The sequence below is a fragment of the Mitsuokella multacida DSM 20544 genome (genome assembly GCF_000155955.1).
In the GTDB taxonomy this organism is placed as follows: domain Bacteria; phylum Bacillota; class Negativicutes; order Selenomonadales; family Selenomonadaceae; genus Mitsuokella; species Mitsuokella multacida.
This window is the reverse complement of sequence record NZ_GG697141.2, coordinates 1,143,755-1,159,892: the sequence shown is the minus strand read 5'-3', so window position 1 is coordinate 1,159,892 and position 16,138 is coordinate 1,143,755. Positions and strand designations below refer to the sequence as shown.

Annotated in this window: 18 protein-coding genes; 5 read left to right on the top strand and 13 right to left on the bottom strand. The window is 55.5% G+C overall.

The features are described from left to right. Positions 1-4: 4 nt before the first annotated feature. The 4 genes from MITSMUL_RS05365 to MITSMUL_RS12120 all read left to right on the top strand — a co-directional run bounded on the left by MITSMUL_RS05365 (position 5) and on the right by MITSMUL_RS12120 (position 3,428). Entirely contained in the window at positions 5-301 is a 297-nt protein-coding gene (locus MITSMUL_RS05365; RefSeq protein ID WP_005840670.1) for a PTS sugar transporter subunit IIB, read from the top strand. A gap of 29 nt (positions 302-330) precedes the next feature. Further along, entirely contained in the window at positions 331-1,677 is a 1,347-nt protein-coding gene (locus tag MITSMUL_RS05360; RefSeq protein ID WP_005840669.1) for a PTS ascorbate transporter subunit IIC, read from the top strand. Between the two features lie 173 nt (positions 1,678-1,850). Continuing rightward, a complete protein-coding gene (locus MITSMUL_RS05355) occupies positions 1,851-2,447 on the top strand; it encodes a Flp family type IVb pilin (RefSeq protein WP_005840667.1) in 597 nt (198 codons plus the stop codon). Positions 2,448-2,858: 411 nt separating this feature from the next. Then, positions 2,859-3,428 (top strand): helix-turn-helix domain-containing protein, encoded by a 570-nt coding sequence (locus MITSMUL_RS12120; protein WP_005840666.1) that lies wholly within the window; start codon positions 2,859-2,861, stop codon positions 3,426-3,428. Between the two features lie 449 nt (positions 3,429-3,877). Here the strand turns inward: MITSMUL_RS12120 and MITSMUL_RS05345 are convergent, their stop codons facing one another. The 12 genes from MITSMUL_RS05345 to cpaB all read right to left on the bottom strand — a co-directional run bounded on the left by MITSMUL_RS05345 (position 3,878) and on the right by cpaB (position 14,225). Then, the gene (locus tag MITSMUL_RS05345; protein ID WP_040635925.1) at positions 3,878-4,270 is read right to left on the bottom strand and encodes a type II toxin-antitoxin system HicB family antitoxin; all 393 of its coding nucleotides are present in this window, start codon (positions 4,268-4,270) and stop codon (positions 3,878-3,880) included. Positions 4,271-4,314: 44 nt separating this feature from the next. Then, entirely contained in the window at positions 4,315-4,506 is a 192-nt protein-coding gene (locus MITSMUL_RS05340) for a type II toxin-antitoxin system HicA family toxin (protein ID WP_005840664.1), read from the bottom strand. Positions 4,507-4,779: 273 nt separating this feature from the next. Beyond that, positions 4,780-5,133 (bottom strand): DUF192 domain-containing protein, encoded by a 354-nt coding sequence (locus tag MITSMUL_RS05335; protein ID WP_005840661.1) that lies wholly within the window; start codon positions 5,131-5,133, stop codon positions 4,780-4,782. 12 nt (positions 5,134-5,145) lie between these two features. Next, positions 5,146-6,069: a type II secretion system F family protein gene (locus tag MITSMUL_RS05330; RefSeq protein WP_005840659.1), complete on the bottom strand. Its 924-nt coding sequence runs from the start codon at positions 6,067-6,069 to the stop codon at positions 5,146-5,148. A gap of 34 nt (positions 6,070-6,103) precedes the next feature. Further along, positions 6,104-7,510, bottom strand: coding sequence for a TadA family conjugal transfer-associated ATPase (locus MITSMUL_RS05325; protein ID WP_005840656.1), 1,407 nt, complete (start codon positions 7,508-7,510; stop codon positions 6,104-6,106). Between the two features lie 16 nt (positions 7,511-7,526). Beyond that, positions 7,527-7,991 (bottom strand): TadE/TadG family type IV pilus assembly protein, encoded by a 465-nt coding sequence (locus tag MITSMUL_RS12310; RefSeq protein WP_005840654.1) that lies wholly within the window; start codon positions 7,989-7,991, stop codon positions 7,527-7,529. Between the two features lie 30 nt (positions 7,992-8,021). Further along, the gene (locus MITSMUL_RS05320) at positions 8,022-8,240 is read right to left on the bottom strand and encodes a hypothetical protein (protein WP_005840652.1); all 219 of its coding nucleotides are present in this window, start codon (positions 8,238-8,240) and stop codon (positions 8,022-8,024) included. A gap of 288 nt (positions 8,241-8,528) precedes the next feature. Continuing rightward, positions 8,529-9,488 (bottom strand): type II secretion system F family protein, encoded by a 960-nt coding sequence (locus tag MITSMUL_RS05315; RefSeq protein WP_005840648.1) that lies wholly within the window; start codon positions 9,486-9,488, stop codon positions 8,529-8,531. Continuing rightward, positions 9,485-10,615 (bottom strand): CpaE/TadZ family protein, encoded by a 1,131-nt coding sequence (locus MITSMUL_RS05310; protein WP_005840646.1) that lies wholly within the window; start codon positions 10,613-10,615, stop codon positions 9,485-9,487. Before MITSMUL_RS05310 ends, MITSMUL_RS05315 begins: the two co-directional genes overlap by 4 nt. 18 nt (positions 10,616-10,633) lie before the next feature. Beyond that, positions 10,634-11,470, bottom strand: a complete 837-nt coding sequence (locus MITSMUL_RS05305) for a CpaE/TadZ family protein (RefSeq protein WP_040635544.1) — start codon at positions 11,468-11,470, stop codon at positions 10,634-10,636. A 35-nt stretch (positions 11,471-11,505) separates the two neighbouring features. Next, positions 11,506-13,152: a type II and III secretion system protein family protein gene (locus MITSMUL_RS12115; RefSeq protein WP_005840642.1), complete on the bottom strand. Its 1,647-nt coding sequence runs from the start codon at positions 13,150-13,152 to the stop codon at positions 11,506-11,508. Further along, a complete protein-coding gene (cpaB, locus tag MITSMUL_RS05295; RefSeq protein WP_005840640.1) occupies positions 13,149-14,225 on the bottom strand; it encodes a Flp pilus assembly protein CpaB in 1,077 nt (358 codons plus the stop codon). Before cpaB ends, MITSMUL_RS12115 begins: the two co-directional genes overlap by 4 nt. 229 nt (positions 14,226-14,454) lie before the next feature. On the opposite strand from cpaB, the gene MITSMUL_RS05290 reads away from it, so the two are divergent. Next, positions 14,455-15,108 carry a prepilin peptidase gene (locus MITSMUL_RS05290; protein ID WP_005840638.1) on the top strand — a complete coding sequence of 218 codons (654 nt, stop codon included), beginning with the start codon at positions 14,455-14,457 and terminating at the stop codon, positions 15,106-15,108. 149 nt (positions 15,109-15,257) lie between these two features. On the opposite strand, the gene htpX is transcribed toward MITSMUL_RS05290, so the two are convergent. Beyond that, positions 15,258-16,118: a zinc metalloprotease HtpX gene (htpX, locus tag MITSMUL_RS05285; protein ID WP_040635919.1), complete on the bottom strand. Its 861-nt coding sequence runs from the start codon at positions 16,116-16,118 to the stop codon at positions 15,258-15,260. Between the last annotated feature and the right edge of the window lie 20 nt (positions 16,119-16,138).

Genomic DNA, 16,138 nt, shown 5'->3' with positions numbered 1-16,138 from the left:
TACAATGAAATTCTTATGCATTTGCCAGTCTGGTCTCGGTAGCAGCTTTATGGTCCAGATGAACATCCAGAACCTGCTCAATTCTGAAGGCGTGACAGAGGAAATCTCCGTCGAACATGCAGATGTTGGTAGCACGACGGCGGATATGGCGGATTACTTCTTTGTCGAAAAGACGCTTGGTGACGCTGTGTCCGGCCTGCCGCAGGATCGCGTTGTCCTGCTCAACAGTCTAATCGACCAGAATGAAGTTAAGGCAGCCGTCAATAAGATTCTCGACGACAATAACATTGCCCACGACTAAGGGATAAATCCCAAAGGAGGAATTTGTCTATGGTACAGAATCTTTTTGTCAGTATCGTCCAGACACCAGCCTTGCTCGTCGGCTTGCTGGCCGTCTTGGGACTTATCTTACAGCATAAAAAGACGACACAGGTCATTCAGGGGGGTATCAAGACCTTTGCAGGATTCCTGATCCTGACTGGTGGTGCTGGCATCCTTGTCAATTCGCTAGATCCATTTGCAAAGATGTTCCAGTTCTCGCTCGGTGTTCAGGGTGTTGTGCCGAGCAATGAGGCCGTAGTCGCCATTGCTCTGGTGGATTATGGCTCTGTAACGGCGATGATCATGTTCGTCGGCATGCTGGTCAACATCGCGCTGGCCCGCTTCACGAAGTTTAAGTACATCTTCTTGACTGGCCAGGCTATGCTCTATGTATCCTGCTTGACCGCCGTCATCCTCGTATCCGCTGGTTTCGGCAATGGCCTCTTCACCATCCTGCTCGGCGGTCTGTTTGAAGGCACGCTGCTCACCGTTACCCCGGCACTCTGTCAGCCGTTCATGCGTGTGATCACCGGCGGCGATACCGTCGCCATGGGCCATACGGGCAACATCGGCTACGCTCTGGCTGGCTGGTGCGGCAAGTGGTTCGGCAACAAAGAGCACAGCACGGAAGACATCAATGTCCCGAAGAGCATGTCGTTCCTGCGTGACTCGACGGTCTCCATCACAATCGTCATGGCTATCGTTTACATCATCCTCGCTCTGATGACGGGCCAGCAGTTCGTCGAAGAAAACCTCAGCAAAGGGACGAATTACATCATCTATGCCATCGTGCAGGCCGGTACGTTTGCTGCAGGTTTTGCAGTCGTCCTGCAGGGCGTTCGCATGATCTTGGCAGAAATCGTCCCAGCTTTCCAGGGCATTGCCATGAAGCTCGTGCCGAATTCGAAACCGGCACTGGATGTTCCAATCATCTTCCCGTACGCCCCGAACGCTGTTCTGCTTGGCTTCTTCGTCAGCTTCATTGTCGGTACGATCTCGATGTTCGGCATGGTTGCCCTTGGCACGGTCGTCATCATCCCAGGCGTTGTCGGTCACTTCTTCTGCGGTGCCGCAGCTGCCATCTACGGTAATGCAAAAGGCGGTCGCCGCGGTGCGATCATCGGCGCTGCCGTTAACAGTCTGCTCATCAGCTGGCTGCCGCTGTTCATCCTGCCGGTCCTCGGCAACCTGAGCCTTGCAAGTTCGACCTTCGCAGATACCGATTACCTCATCCCGGGCATCATCCTCGGCAACATCGGTGCGCTCGGCGAAACGGCCCTGCTCGTCGGCATCATCGGCTTCACGGCCCTTGTCTGCCTGGCAAGCAAGCTCATGAAAGAGCCGGAGAAAGCTTAACCACATTGCATATAGAATCAGCCTTGATCTCGCAGGTCAAGGCTGATTTTTCTTTTGCCTCTTTGTAACAGTCCACCAGTACCATGACTGGTATTGCAGATTGTTTTCGAGTATAATAGAAGATGATGTGTTTGACGTTCAAAAGACAACAATGAGTTAGGAGATGAAAATAGATGTGGAAGCAGAAAGGGCAAGGTATTGTTGAATATGCGTTGATACTGGCTTTCGTTGTAGGTATTGGGGGCGTGCTCTTTGCCAATGGGAACTTGGCAGACTCCATCCGCTCTGTTTTCAGCAATGTCAATATTCAGCTTAGTGCGGCCACTACAGCACAGAACATCATTGAACGGCTTCGGCAGGGGCGGTATGAAGGACTGGCTGATGAGCTGCAGGGGAAACCTAGCAAAACGTTGGAAATTACATCAGATAGCGCAGAAGGAGAGAAACTGGCCAAGGAGCTGAATATCCAGGCTAAACCGGGAGATGCCTGGTTTGTCAGGGTCACTACCACTGGGCACACGGTGTTCACTTATTATTCGGCAGATGCTAATGGCGGTACGACCTACGATGCATTGAAAGCGTCTTACAAGAATAATCCCGGCTATTATTATACGAAGAAGGATGGGAATTCTCACCCCGTTAAGATTTATGAAGGAAATTACAATGGAACTGGATCAGGAACATACTATCCTAACGCCACAGGCTGGGTGGGTCCTTCGCCAAGTGGAAACGGGATAATCATTGACCCAACCCCAATAAACAGGCTGTAAACAACCTTCAAGCAGTTCTTAGGAATGGAGAAACGTCAGTCTTGGTCAACGAGATTAAGGCTGATTTTTTTGGAAAAAAATTCGACGGGTGAATTTCCTTTACCATGATGAAGGAAATTCACCCGTCGAATTTTTAATACCGTATCGTATCGGCTCAGCCCTGATTCGGATTCCAGCTGCTGGCACCTAACGGCTCGATCGGATGCGAGTCGCTGAACGGAGCCCCGCAGTTCGGGCAGCCCGTATTCTCACCGCAGCTGTCTCAATATAGCGTGCCGAAGTTGCTATACTCGTATAAGTTCGCACCATCCACATCGTCTAAAAAGCACAATTTGTGAATAAAACATCATTGTTCGTTGTCACAAAATGTGGTAATATTAAAAAAAGTTACCGCAAAAGGAGTGGATCAAGATGGTATTTGCCGATAGACTGAGGGCCCTGCGCAAGAAAAGTGGGCTGACGCAGGACGAATTCTCAAAGCAGACTGGCATCGGTCGGAGTGCTGTTGGCATGTATGAATCGGGGAAGCGCGAGCCCAACTATACAACGCTTTCGAAGGTGGCACGCTTCTACCATGTCTCGACCGACTACCTGCTGGGCCGCACGGATACGCCCGCAGAGCCACCCACACGCAAGACAGAGCCCTCCGCCCGCAAGCCGCACGACGTCCAGCAGCAGCTCCGCTCCTTGCTTGCCGACCTAGCCCCAGACAGCAGCTGCACTTTCTGCAACGGCCACGAGCCCTTGGACGATGTCACACGCGACTTCCTGCGCCGCTCACTTGAGAACATCCTGCTTACCGCCCAGCAGCTGTCCAAATCCCAGGCCACATCACACGCCAAACCCGGGGAAGATGACACCGCCACCCGCATCGGCAAGAAGATTCTCGCCGCCACCCCCGCTGCCCAGATTGCCATCAGCCAGATCATCAGCGCAGATAACAACAATCACGCAAATGCACATAAAGGTCAAAACATCTAAAAGCGTCGAATTCGACACGTTTAGAACCCCGATGCACGAGGAAATATCCGCGATGCCGCCAATCTCGTCGAGCTCATCGTCCTGTCTAATCTAGAAAACCTCAATGCAGAATTCATCAAGACAGGCCTGCCTCAAGCTGAACGCTTGAAGCGCCTCCATGATACTGCCATCTCCCAGCTGCGCTCTATCGCTGCTACAGCCAGTATCCAGCGACTCAAAGACCGTTTTGACGAAGAGTAATCCTATTGCAGCAAGCCATCCACGCTCACGGGGATGGTGCCGAGCTTGCGAGGCGGACGAGATCCATCCTTCTTGTTTAGCATCTGCTCTCGTGGTATGATAGAGCTAGGATTTGAGGTGGACATCGCTCTACCAAAAGGAAGTGCCCTCCGCGGTTTGGTCACCGTGGAGGGTACTTTTGCGCAGCCAGTTCCGTAATCAATCATGAATCATGCGATATTCAATTCTCTGCGGATAGCGTTCTGCAAAACGTTCGACAAGTTCAGATTATGATCTTTTGCCAGAGCATCCATCCATGCTGGAATAGAGACGCTCTTGCGGACAGCTCTTGTATCAACTTTCCGGCTGTATGCCAGCGTATCGGCACGTACAAGAGCTGTTGTAGATCCTTCTGGAATCCTAAGCGATGCGAGCGGCGTCGGTGGATGAATTTCTTTATGCTGTTCTTCCATCGTAAGCAGCATTACATTCAGGACATCTTCCGCGTTGTCGAGCGCTTCCTCGATGGTAGCCCCATCCGCATAAGCTCCCTCTACATCAGGAAAAGATACGATGACACCATCATCTTCTGGCGTCAAGATTGCTGGATATACATATTTCATGATAATGACCTCCTTGTTCTCGTGGTTATTATGAAAGCAGTCCATTATTTCAATGGGATTCCCGCATCCTTGAGAATCTTCTTGAGCGTCCCAGTTCGGACTTCTTCTTTTGAGTGACGTCCCACGGAAAACAGTTTCCCCGTGACGGGACTTTGATAGATGTCGTGGTTTGCTCCGTTCCGCACCATGTAACATCCATGCTTCTTGAGCAATCGTATAAGCTCAGCCGTTGTCATGTCATCACCTCTACGACTATTTTATATAATATTACATAATATGTCAACGTTTTATGTAATATTATATAAAAAGTCCTCGTCGCTATCGCTAGCATCCAACGGCTCAAGGGATGTTTTGACGAGGAATGAGTAAAATAGGCACTTTTCTGACATCACACGATTATATATAATTATGTGGTGGGAATCACACAATTATGTAGAATCATGTGCGCACATGCACGTAATGATATAGGACAGCGAAAAAGTCAGGCACGATATTTTCGGGCCTGACTTTTATTTTGCTTCTTGAATTGTAAACTTTTGCCCTGTATGAAGTCCTAGGGCGTCTGCCTGTCCTGCTGTCATTTCGAGGACGCTGTGAGCGCGCCAGCAGGCGGAGAGGCCGATCCAGGGGCGCAGGTGGCTGGCAATCTTGAGGATCTTGCCCTGTTTGTCGAGGTAGACGGCGTCGATGGCGAAGCACATGAAACACATGTGGATGCTGTTGCACGGCGCGATGAGCAAGGCCGTGGCGGGCGGCAGGGTGCTTCTCAGCATGAGGCCGCGGAAGCGCTGCCAGAAGTTGGTCGCTAGATGGACGGTGAGGGTGGTGTCGGCCCCTTCTACCTGAAATGTTTTTGTCTGCATGATTATTTCTTTCTAGAGGTTCTTGAGCAGGTACAGCAAGCTCGGCACGAGGGTGACAACGAAGATGGCTGGGAAGATGAAGAGGACGAGCGGGAAGACGATCTTGACCGGGGCTTTCATGGCTTGGGCCTTAACGTATTGGCGGCGGCGTTCGCGGATGTTGTCGGCCTGGTTCTTGAGAGTCTTGCCCATGCTGGTGCCGAGGCGCTCGGCCTGGATGATGGAGGTCATGAAGAGCGAGACGTCCTCGAGTCCACAGCGGTCGGCCATACTGCGCATGGCGGTGCGGCGCACGACGCCCATGCGGATATCATCCTGCATGCGGCGGCATTCGTCGATAAAGGGGCCCTTCATACGCGCCGTGATCTTCGAGAGCGCGGCGTCGAAGGAAAGTCCCGCCTGCACGCTGACGCAGAGCAGGTCGAGCACCTCTGGCAGCTGGTGCTCGATCTGCTTCTGGCGGCGCTGGATGGTCGTATTGAGGAATACGACGGGCATGAGGCCGCCTAGGAGCCCGAGCAGGAAGACCATCATGGCCTTCTGTACGGGCGCATATGTAGCCGTGCGGACCATCACCAGCGCAAACAGCCACATGACAACGGCGCCGAGCAGGCAGCTGCCGAAGAACTCGGCGACGCCCCACTCGCGCGACTTGCCTGCGAGCATGATGCGCTTCTGGATGATGGGGCGCAGCCGCAACGGTGTCAAGGTCGTCGCCAATGCGCCGAGCATCTGCTTGATGCCGCCCGCTGGCTTCCTGGCCTCGGGCTGTGCCGCTTGCGGCTGTCCAAAGGCCCCCGGCTGCACGTCGAGTGTCTCCAGACTCTCGATACGCTGGCGCATCGTCGACTTCGGCTGGACCTTGCTGCGAATCAGGCCGAGCAAAATCAAGAACAACACAGCCGTCAGGGAGAGGACAAACAGCAGCTTCAGCATCGTCTCAATCCTTTCTCAAATCGTAAATTACGCCTCAGAAGTGGCCGCCCTCGAAGGCGATGTCATTTGTACCGGCGGCGGTGAAGAAGCCGTCGGGCAGCTTGATGCCGCTGATCTCGAATTTCTCGAGGAAGCTCGGCTGCAAGCCGGTCGGCACGAAGTGACCAAGGATCTTGCCGTTGCTGTCGAAGCCAGTCTGATCGAAGCGGAAGATATCCTGCGTCGTGATAGTCGTGCCCTCCATCTTCTGCACCTCGGTGATGTAGGTGATCTTGCGGCTGCCGTCGCGCAGGCGCGCCTGATGGATGATCAGGTCGATAGCCGACGAGATCTGCTCGCGGATGGCACGCTCTGGCAGCTCGAGGCCGGACATCATGACCATCGTCTCGAGTCGCGAGAGGACGTCGCGCGGGCTGTTGGCATGGGCCGTCGTCAGCGAGCCATCGTGGCCCGTGTTCATGGCCTGCAGCATGTCGAGCGCCTCGCCCGTGCGGACCTCGCCGACGATGATGCGGTCGGGGCGCATGCGCAGGGCATTGCGCACGAGGTCGCGGATGGTGATGGCACCCTTGCCCTCGAGGTTGGCCGGGCGCGCCTCGAGCGTCACGACGTGCTGCTGCTGAAGGCGCAGCTCGGCGGCATCCTCGATGGTGACGATGCGCTCGCCCTCGGGGATGAACGACGAGATGACGTTGAGCGTCGTCGTCTTACCGGAGCCAGTACCGCCCGAGACGAGGATGTTGATGCGCGCCTTGACACAGGCGCGCAGGAACGTCGCCATCTTCTCGTCCATCGTGCCGAAGGAAATCAGGTTGTCGACGCTAAGCGGCGTCTTGGAGAACTTGCGAATGGTCAGGCACGGACCGACGAGCGAGAGCGGCGGAATGATGATGTTGACACGCGAGCCGTCCTCGAGGCGCGCATCGACGAGCGGCGACGATTCATCGACGCGGCGGCCAAGCGGTGTCAGGATACGCTCGATGATGTTCATGAGATGCGCCGTGTCGTGGAACTTCGCATCCGTCAGCTCGAGCTTGCCCATGCGCTCGACGAAGACCTGACGCGGGCCATTGACCATGATCTCGGTGATGGCGTCGTCCTTGCGCAGCGCCTCGATAGGACCGAGGCCGAGCACCTCGTCGCGGATGTCCGCGATGAGGCGCGGCTTCTCGCCCTGCGGGATGGCAAACGGATTCTCGTCGAGCACGCGCTGGCAGTAATCCGTGATGAGCGTCTCGACCTGATGCGGGTCCTGATGCACCGAAGTCAGCATCAGCTGCTCCTCCGGCGTCATCTCATCGACAATGCGCTGATGGATACGCTGCTTGACTTCCTGATACGAGCGCTCCGCCGCCATATCCTGGCTGTCCTCACGGGCACCAAAAATATTGACCTGACGATTCTCACCAGCCGCCCGTCCCAGGCGCGTCAATAACGACATCGTACCTCACCTCTCATTATTCTTGTTTGTTCTCACTACGCATTTCGTACGTTATTTTTAAATCAAAACTTTCTGTGATATCTTTATCACTACCAATAAGTTTTCCCAAACCATTTACAATATGAACAAAAGTAGAACCGCTTGTATTTTCTGTTATTTTTGCCCAAGCTTTTACTTGTACATTTCCAGATGATTTTACATAACTGACATTAAAATCATTGCGATTATCGGGCGACCATTCATAAAAATTTAACGGTAACTTTGCATCACTATAGTTTTTGTATACATCACTGTATCCTATCTTTTGATAATCTTCAGTAGTTATAACAGATGCTGAACGAGCACTATCACGAACAATAGAACTAAGATATAAATAATCGGCAAAATAAGAGCATAAATAAAAAACAAAATAGAGAACAAAAAGAAAAAAAGGCAGGATAAATGCAAATTCCAAAATGGATTGTCCTTTCTGGAATTTCATAAATCCCGCCCCCTTACATACAGTACCCTATCAGCTTCCACTTACAACAGTGTGTGTTCCTGTAAGCTCTTTTACTACATTCCCAAATGCATCTTTGAGCCCCTGAGCTAAGCTTGTACCAGTCGTAGTATTGAACAGTACCGCTGCCGCTACAGCTACGACAAAAACCAGCAACAAGGCATACTCCGTAATGCCCTGAGCTTTTTCATTAAGATAGCGGACTTTCATGTACTTAAGAATTTCTAACATAAATACTCCTCCTTAATATTATATTATTTATTTATTATGCAACTCCTTATGGAGAATACATACATGTAAATATAAAATAAAATTTAACTTACTATTTTATTTATTTCTCCTATTATTTGTAAATAAATCAAGCGATACCGCAACCTAAAATATGGACTCATGAAAAAAGCAAAGATTCCTATCAAAAAAATTAATAACAGAGCATATTCAACTATTCCCTGTCCTCGTTCGGATAAGTAACGTCGCTTCATGTACGATAAAAGTGATATCAATGACAATATCTATACCTCAATAACGAATATCTGTGATTTTCTTGATAAAAAAGATGCCAATGAGTTCTGAAACTATGGCTATGCCGATAATGATGCGGCCCACCTCATCTTCAAGCAATGGCTTCAGATAATCCGGCTTGATGAAGGTCAGGATACCTGCCATCGCAAATGGCAAGATAGCCAAGACAATACCGGAGAGTCTTCCCTGAGCCGTCAATGTCATGACCTCTCTGCGCATCCTAACTCGCTCCGCAATCGTCTCGCTGATCGTATCGAGGATGCTGGCGAGGTCGCCGCCAACTTGTCTCTGGATGAGCACGGCGGTGACGACGAGCTCGAAGTCGGGGCTGGCGACGCGGCGCTGCATGTTGTCGAGCGCGGACTCGAGGGTGTTGCCAAGGTTGACCTCATTGACGACGAGCTGGACTTCGCGGCCCATCGGGGCGTCCATCTCGCGGGAGATGAGCTCGAAGGCCTGCATGAAGCTGAAACCGGCGCGCAGGGCGTTCGCGACCATGGTCAGCATGTCGCCGAGCTGGTTCGTGAATTTCTTGCGCCGTCTGCGGATGCGCAGGCCCAGTAGAGCAAAGCCCATCAGGATGCCCACGAAGGCACCGACGAAGAACATCGCGCCCTTGAGCGTCACGAGGAAGGTGACGAGTCCGACGAGCCCGCCCCAGAGCAGCAGGATGGCTTCGAACTCGGTGCCGCGTATCGGCCAGTCCGCCTGCTGCATCATGAGCTCGATGCGCTTGCCCTGCTGCAGCCGCCCGAGGCCATTGGCGATGCCCTCAATGCAGTTATAGAGCAAGGCTTTCGGCGTGAGCTTCTGCTTCTGGCGCTGCGCCTGTTCGCCGCCGGCGAAGTAGTTGAGGCGCTCCGTCATGACGCGGTCTTCGCGCGAGCGGATGGATAGCAGCCCGAGGAGCAGGGCAAAGCAGAAGACGGTGATCAGAATGGCGAGAAGTGCCTTCATGACGACCACCTCGCTGCCTGCGGGGCGCGGCTGCCGATAATCTGCTCGGCGAGCCGGTCGACGCTCTTGGCGAGCGGATTGTCCGGCTGCAACTCCGTCGCCATCTGGCCGTTGTCGGCGGCCTGCGAGACGACGAGGTACTCATTCGGGATGATGGCCGCGACGGGGTGGCCGAGCTCATTCTCGAGCTCGCGCCGCTTCTGCTCCGTGCATGGCGAGACGCGCGTGAAGATGACCCTGGCGCGCTCGTCGGCGTCATCCCAGTCCTGGAAGATCGCCAGCGCCCGGCGCATGTGGTCCATCTCGAAAGCGCCGTTGATCATCGCGCAGAGGTACGTCACGCTGGAGTTCTCCGCGGCGGCAATCGACGTCGGGTTGAAGCCCGGCGGCACGTCGATGAGCAGGTAGCGGAAGAGGCTCTTGGACATGCGGATGATGTTCTCGAGCTGCGGGATGGAGACCTTGTCGATGTAGTTCGGCTTCGTCGTACCGCAGAGCACGTGGACGCGCTCGGAGACGGGCACGTAGTAGCGCTTGAGCGTCACGGGGGAGAGGAACCTGACATCGCGGGCCGCCTCGACGATCGTCGACTTCGGCGCGAGGTTGAAAAAGACGGCCATGTCGCCGAACTGCAGGTCTGCGTCGATGATGCCGACCTGCTCGTGCGAGCGGCGCGCCAGAGCCTCGGCGAGGTTGGCTATGAGCGTCGTCTTGCCACTCTTGCCCTTGGGGCTGAAGAAGACGAGCGTCTCGCAGTCCTTCTCGCTGCCCTCCGTGACGAATTCGCGCACAGCCTCCTGCAGCTCGACGCCGGTGAACGGCTTGATGAGGCAGCCGCGCGCACCCGCACCGATGAGGTGTGTCGCGCTCTCGGGGCGCCACTCAGCCGCCATGCCGAGGATGTCGGCATTGGGGTAGGACTGGTGGAAGGACTCGATGAGTGGGATGGCATTCTCGTTGTCGATATCGAGCAGGATGAGGTTCGGGTCGAACATGCGGCCCTGGCCCAGTGCGTCCTGCTTGCTCTGATAGCGTACAGCCATCGTGAAGCCCGGCGTGCGCTCGATGACGGCGCTGAGCTTGGAGAGCATCAGGCGGTCTTTCTCGACCAGCATGACACGGTACATCGGGAATGCCTCCTTTCTTTAACCGAAGATGCGGCTGAGCCAGGATGACTCTTGCTGCTTGGCCTCTGTCTCGGCTGGGGTGCTGCTGTGGTTGGTGTAGCGGTCGACGAGGGCCCGGAGGGCATCGCCAAGGGCCGTCCTCTGCGGCGCCAGGACGAGCGGGATGCCGTCTCGTATCGAAGTGCTCGCGGCGCGGAAATCATTCGGCAGGACGTGGTAGAAGGGCTCGCCGAGGAGCTTCTGCACGTCCGCGAGGCTGATGCGCGTCTTGGCATCACTGCGATTGAGCACGAGGCGGATCTTGTTCTTATCATAACCCAGTGTTTTAAGGGTGTCCATACCTATTTTCATGTTTTTTATCGTCGGCAAGAAGTCGACGATACCGAGGAAAGTCACGATGGTCGACTGGTCGAGCATGGCAAGATTCAGCGTGCTGAACATCGAGGCCATGTCGATGAGGATGTAGTCGAACTGGCGCTGCAGCGCGCGCACTGCGCGCACGGCGTAGTCGTGGTGGATGTTGTAGGCTTCCTCGAGCAGCTTCGGCGCGGCCAGCACGGAGAAGTGCACGCCCTCGCGTTCATACGGCGTCAGGAATTCCTGGACGCGGCACGAGTCGCCCTCGACCTGCATCGTGCGCTGGAGGTCGGCCAGTGTCTTCGTCGGCTGGAGCTGCAGGTAGTGGCAGACGTCACCGAACTGGAGATCGAAATCGACGAGGCAGACGCGGTAGCCCTCGCGGGCCAGCTCGGACGCCATGTTGCAGGCGACGAGCGTCTTGCCGACGGCCGAAGCCGTGCTGAAAAAGGTGATGACAATGCCGTTGGCAGACGTCGGCCGGGGTTCCGTTGACATGGGCATCACTCCTTTCGGTAATTCAGGGATTCATCTTACTTATCCATGCGGTCGAGGATGTCGCGGGCAGTGGCTTTAATGCGGTTGCCCGGCAGGTCGGCCGTTGGCTCGGCGGACTGGTCGATGGCAGGGGCTTTGGCCTGTGCTTTGGCAGCTTTCTTCGCGGCCTTGGCGGCGTCTTTGGCTTCCTTGGCCAGCTGCTCGTTCGACTTCTCGGGAATCTCGCCGTTGACGTCGACCTGCTTCATATCGCGTACCTCGCGGCGGCTGTCGTTGTAGGCATCCTCCATGTCCGGCGACATGCGCGCCGGCGTCTCTTCGCTGACGACACGCGGCGTGATCAGGACGACGATTTCGGTCTTCTGACGCGACTTGTTGTGATACTTGAAGAGCTCGCCTAAGATAGGGATGTTGCCGAGGAGTGGCACCTTCTGGATGGTGTTGGCATCGTTGGAATTCAGCAGGCCGCCAATGACCATCGTCATGCCCGAAGGGATGTTGACGGTCGTGTAGGCAGAGCGCGTCGCGATGCCCGGCATGCGGTAGCCGTCCTTGGTGACGGCGTTGTTCCAGTCGAGGCGGCTGACCTGTGTCTCGAGTTCGGTCGTGATGTTGCCGTCCTGATCAACCGTCGGTTTCCAAAGTTGGATTCCTATTCCATATGTCTTATAAGATGTTGTGGTCGAACCAAAACCATTAGATTCTTGATAAGGAACCTCGCCACCAATAAGAATGCTTGCATTTTTACCACTCATGGTAGTGACATTAGGGCGTGAAATGACGCGGGCCTTACCATTCTCAATTAATGCGTGGATTTCAGCATTAATTTTCGAAAAATGTGTGAAAAGCCAATTACTGTTATACCAATGGTTGCCTCCGCTACGTTGACGGCCATATGACTCCCCGGCATAATAAGTGCCAACATCATTCATTTTGATGCCACTACTATCTGTATCGCTCATATCCTGTGATGCATAATTGATACCGAGATTTTTGGCATCCGATGTCCCCAACTCAACAAACATCGCTTCAATGTTGATTTGGTCCGGATTCGTCATTTCTAGTAGATTAACCACAGAATCGCCAGTACTGCCGCTAGTATCTCTGGGCGTACGTTGATACGAATCATTAGTTACTGTTTTATTCTCATATCGACCATCTGGGGTCATACTACTTTTACTCTCTGTAGTCGAAACATATTGACCCTGATCCTGACTAGGACTAGAATTAGAACCCTTTGCATAAAGTTTAGCAATAGTGTACGCCAAATTGCGCTCATACTGGTTCTTTACCGTACCGCGCAGCAATATCTTGCCGCCAATCATCTGGACGCGCACATCTGGCAGGCCGATGGCGTCTTGGACGATCTTGGCGAGGCCGGAGTCCTGATCGGAGACGGTGATGCGGTACTCGTAGCGGTAGCCGTTCGACGCCCAGACGTTGAGCGTCGTCGTGCCCGGCGAGATGCCGATGACGTTTAAGGACGTGCCGTCCAAGAGGCTCACGTCGGCAATCTTTGGATTGGCGATGGCAACGCGCGTGATATTGCGGCCCGTGTTGAGGTAGTACGACTGGTTGAGGTCGATGGAGAGCGGCGTGAACTGCGCGTAGGCGGGGGCCGGGGAGAGGATGGCTGCTGCTGCAATGACAGTGGCCGTCAGGCCGTAGATGGCGTTTTTCATTGGACTCCCTCCCTCGTCGATGTCACACCGCGGATGACCTCGATGGTCCGCCCGAGGACGGGCATCGAGCTGGCCGAATCGCCAGAGCTAGAGCTGCTCGGCGCGCTGTAGCTGGAGCCGCCACCCGAATAGCTTGGGGCACTCGGCGCGCTCTGCGGTGCGCTGTAGGCCGGTGCCGGAGCTGGCTGCGGCGCACTCGGTGCGCTCGAGCTCGATGCGGCCTGACCGTTGCCCTGTGGCACGCCGGCGTAGTCGGTGTCGAACGTGTACATGTCGCGCGGCTTGAACGGGCGCAGGACGAGGTACAGCGTGCCTTCCTGCGACTCGGCGGCGAGCTTGAGTGCGTCGGCTGGCTTCAATGCGACGGTGGCGGTGGCCATCGTGTCGCTCGAGGCCTTGGTGTTGACGCTGCCGACATTGGCCGTGCCGGAGCTTGCGTCCTGCTTGTCGCTCTGTGAGCCGTCTTTCTTGCTGCTGTCGCCGGTCGGCGTGTTCGGCAAGTCAGCCGTGCGGTTGATGCCGAGCAAGAGGACGTCCTGCAGGATGATGCGACCGTTGATGCCGTTCTCCTTCGTGCCGGTGATGACCATGATGTCGACGTAGTCGCCCGGATGCGCGAAGCCCGAAACGCCGGTGACGTCGTTTATCGGGATGGTCACGGCACGGCAGTCGGGCGGAATGATGCCCGTGAAGCCCGCCATGCGGATGTCGACGTAGACTTTGCGCGAGGTCATGATGTCGCCCTGCTGTATCGCGGTGCTCGTCGGATGGTCAATTGCATCGGCGACGTCGTGGAAGGCGCCCTCGGGCACGAGCTCACTCGGGACCTCTACGACCTTGAGCATGTCCTCTTTGACGACGGTGCGCTCGGGGATGTCCTGCTTGGCGGCGACGACCTGCACGAGGTTGGTCTGCGGCTTCTCGGCCGCTTTCTGGTCATCGCCGGACATCGCGAGGTAGACCATGAGGCCGAGCAGGATGCTGACGACGCCTGCCGCCACCACCCATTGACGATATGTGATTTTGTCGAGGAACTCACGGATGCGCTCCATGGGTTTCAGCTGATTTGCCATACTGCCATTCCCTTACTTATCTTTTCATGAATCCCTAATATGGGGTTCAACTGCAACGGCTGCTGCGACCTGCCCTGCCTTTTATAACAAGGCGTTCTGCAATCTTTATCTTATGCCAATAAGTATACCATATCTAACGCAATTTGTTCTTAGAAATTTTGACGTATCGCTACGTTTTTGCTAGGATAAGGTCAGCATGTAACTCTTTTTTATAAAAGGGGTGTTTGGAATGATATTTACCATAATGAAATGCCTGCTCTCGGTACTGCTGGCGGTGGGCGGCGGGCTGCTCGGCAGCCGCTGGATCGCGGCGAGCTACCGCCAGGCGAAGGGCACGGAGGGGCTGCTGAGCTTCCCGGAGCGCATCGAGGAGCAGGAGAAGAAGCGGCCGGGGCGCTTTGCGGTCTGCATCGGGTTCTTGTTCTGCTTCACGATGCTCACGCTTCCGTACGTGCATCTGACAAAGCTGGTGTTCTTGATGATCTTCCAGTACTTCATGGTGCTCTACACGTGGACAGACTTAGAGCAGCGCGTGATCTTTGACCGCATGCTCATACCGTTCGCGGTGATGGGGATCATCTCGATCCCGCTGCTCGACCGCGTGCTGACGGACCATCTGATGGCGGCGGCTGTGGGCGGCGTCGTTTTCCTCGCGCTGGCGGTGCTGACGAAGGGCGGCATCGGCGGCGGGGACATCAAGCTCGTGGCGGCGCTCGGGCTCTGGCTCGGGTCGGATATGCTCATGACCGTCGTGATTGCGGGCATCGTGCTCGGCGGGATGGCGGCGCTGATCATGCTCGCGACGGGGAAGCGCAAGAAGGGGGATTACTTCGCCTACGGGCCTTACTTCACGATCAGTGCGCTGCTGTTTACGCTGCTGTGAGCGGCGAGATACGGTCAGCAAGGGGGCCGGGGGATGTATTTCGGCTTCGTCGCTGCGCTCCTGCAGGCGAAATACATCCCCCGGCCCCTAGACACAAATCAAAAACGAGGTACCGTTGCGGTACCTCGTTTTTTATGCTCGTCATTCGATTAGCGGACGCGCATCTCTCTGGCCTGTTCGCGCAGGCGGGCAATGCGTTCGGCTGTATCGGGGTGGGTGCTGAAGAGTTTGGTCAGGGCTTTGCCGGTGCCTTCGAAGGGGTTGACGATGTACATGTTGGCGGTAGCGGGCTTGGCGCTCGGCAGGGTCTCCTGAGAATGGGTCACGTAGTACTCGATTTTCTCGAGGCCGTCGGCGAGGTAGTTGGGGTTGCCGCAGATCTCGCCGCCGTCGTGGTCGGCTTCGTACTCGCGGGAGCGGGAGATGGCCATCTGGATGAGCATGGCGGCGATCGGGGCGAGGATCATCATGGCGATGGCGGCAATCGGGTTGACGCCGTCGTCGTCGTCGCTAGAGCCGCCGAAGAACATGAAGAACTGGGCGGCGTAGGAGATGACGGTGGCCATCATGGAGGCGATGGTGGAGGTCAGGATGTCGCGGTTCTTGACGTGTGCGAGCTCGTGGGCGAGGACGCCAGAGATCTCGTTGTAGTCGAGGACGCGCATGATACCGGTGGTGACGGCGACGGCTGCGTGGTTGGGGTTGCGGCCGGTGGCGAAGGCGTTGGGCTCGTCGGCGTCGATGATGCAGACTTTGGGCATCGGCAGTCCGGCGCGGTTCGCGAGGTTCTCGACGAGGGCGTAGAGCTGCGGGGCTTCTTCGCGCGTGACTTCCTGGGCGCCGCTCCAGCGCAGGACGAGGGAGTCGCTGCACCAGTAGCTGTAGAGGTTCATGGCGATTGAGAAGAAGAGCATGATGGTCAGGCCGGTCCGCCCGCCGACGAGTCCGCCGATGAGCATCATGATGACGGCCATGAGGACCATGAGCATCACGGTTTTGATATTATTCATGTTCATGATTATTCCTCCTA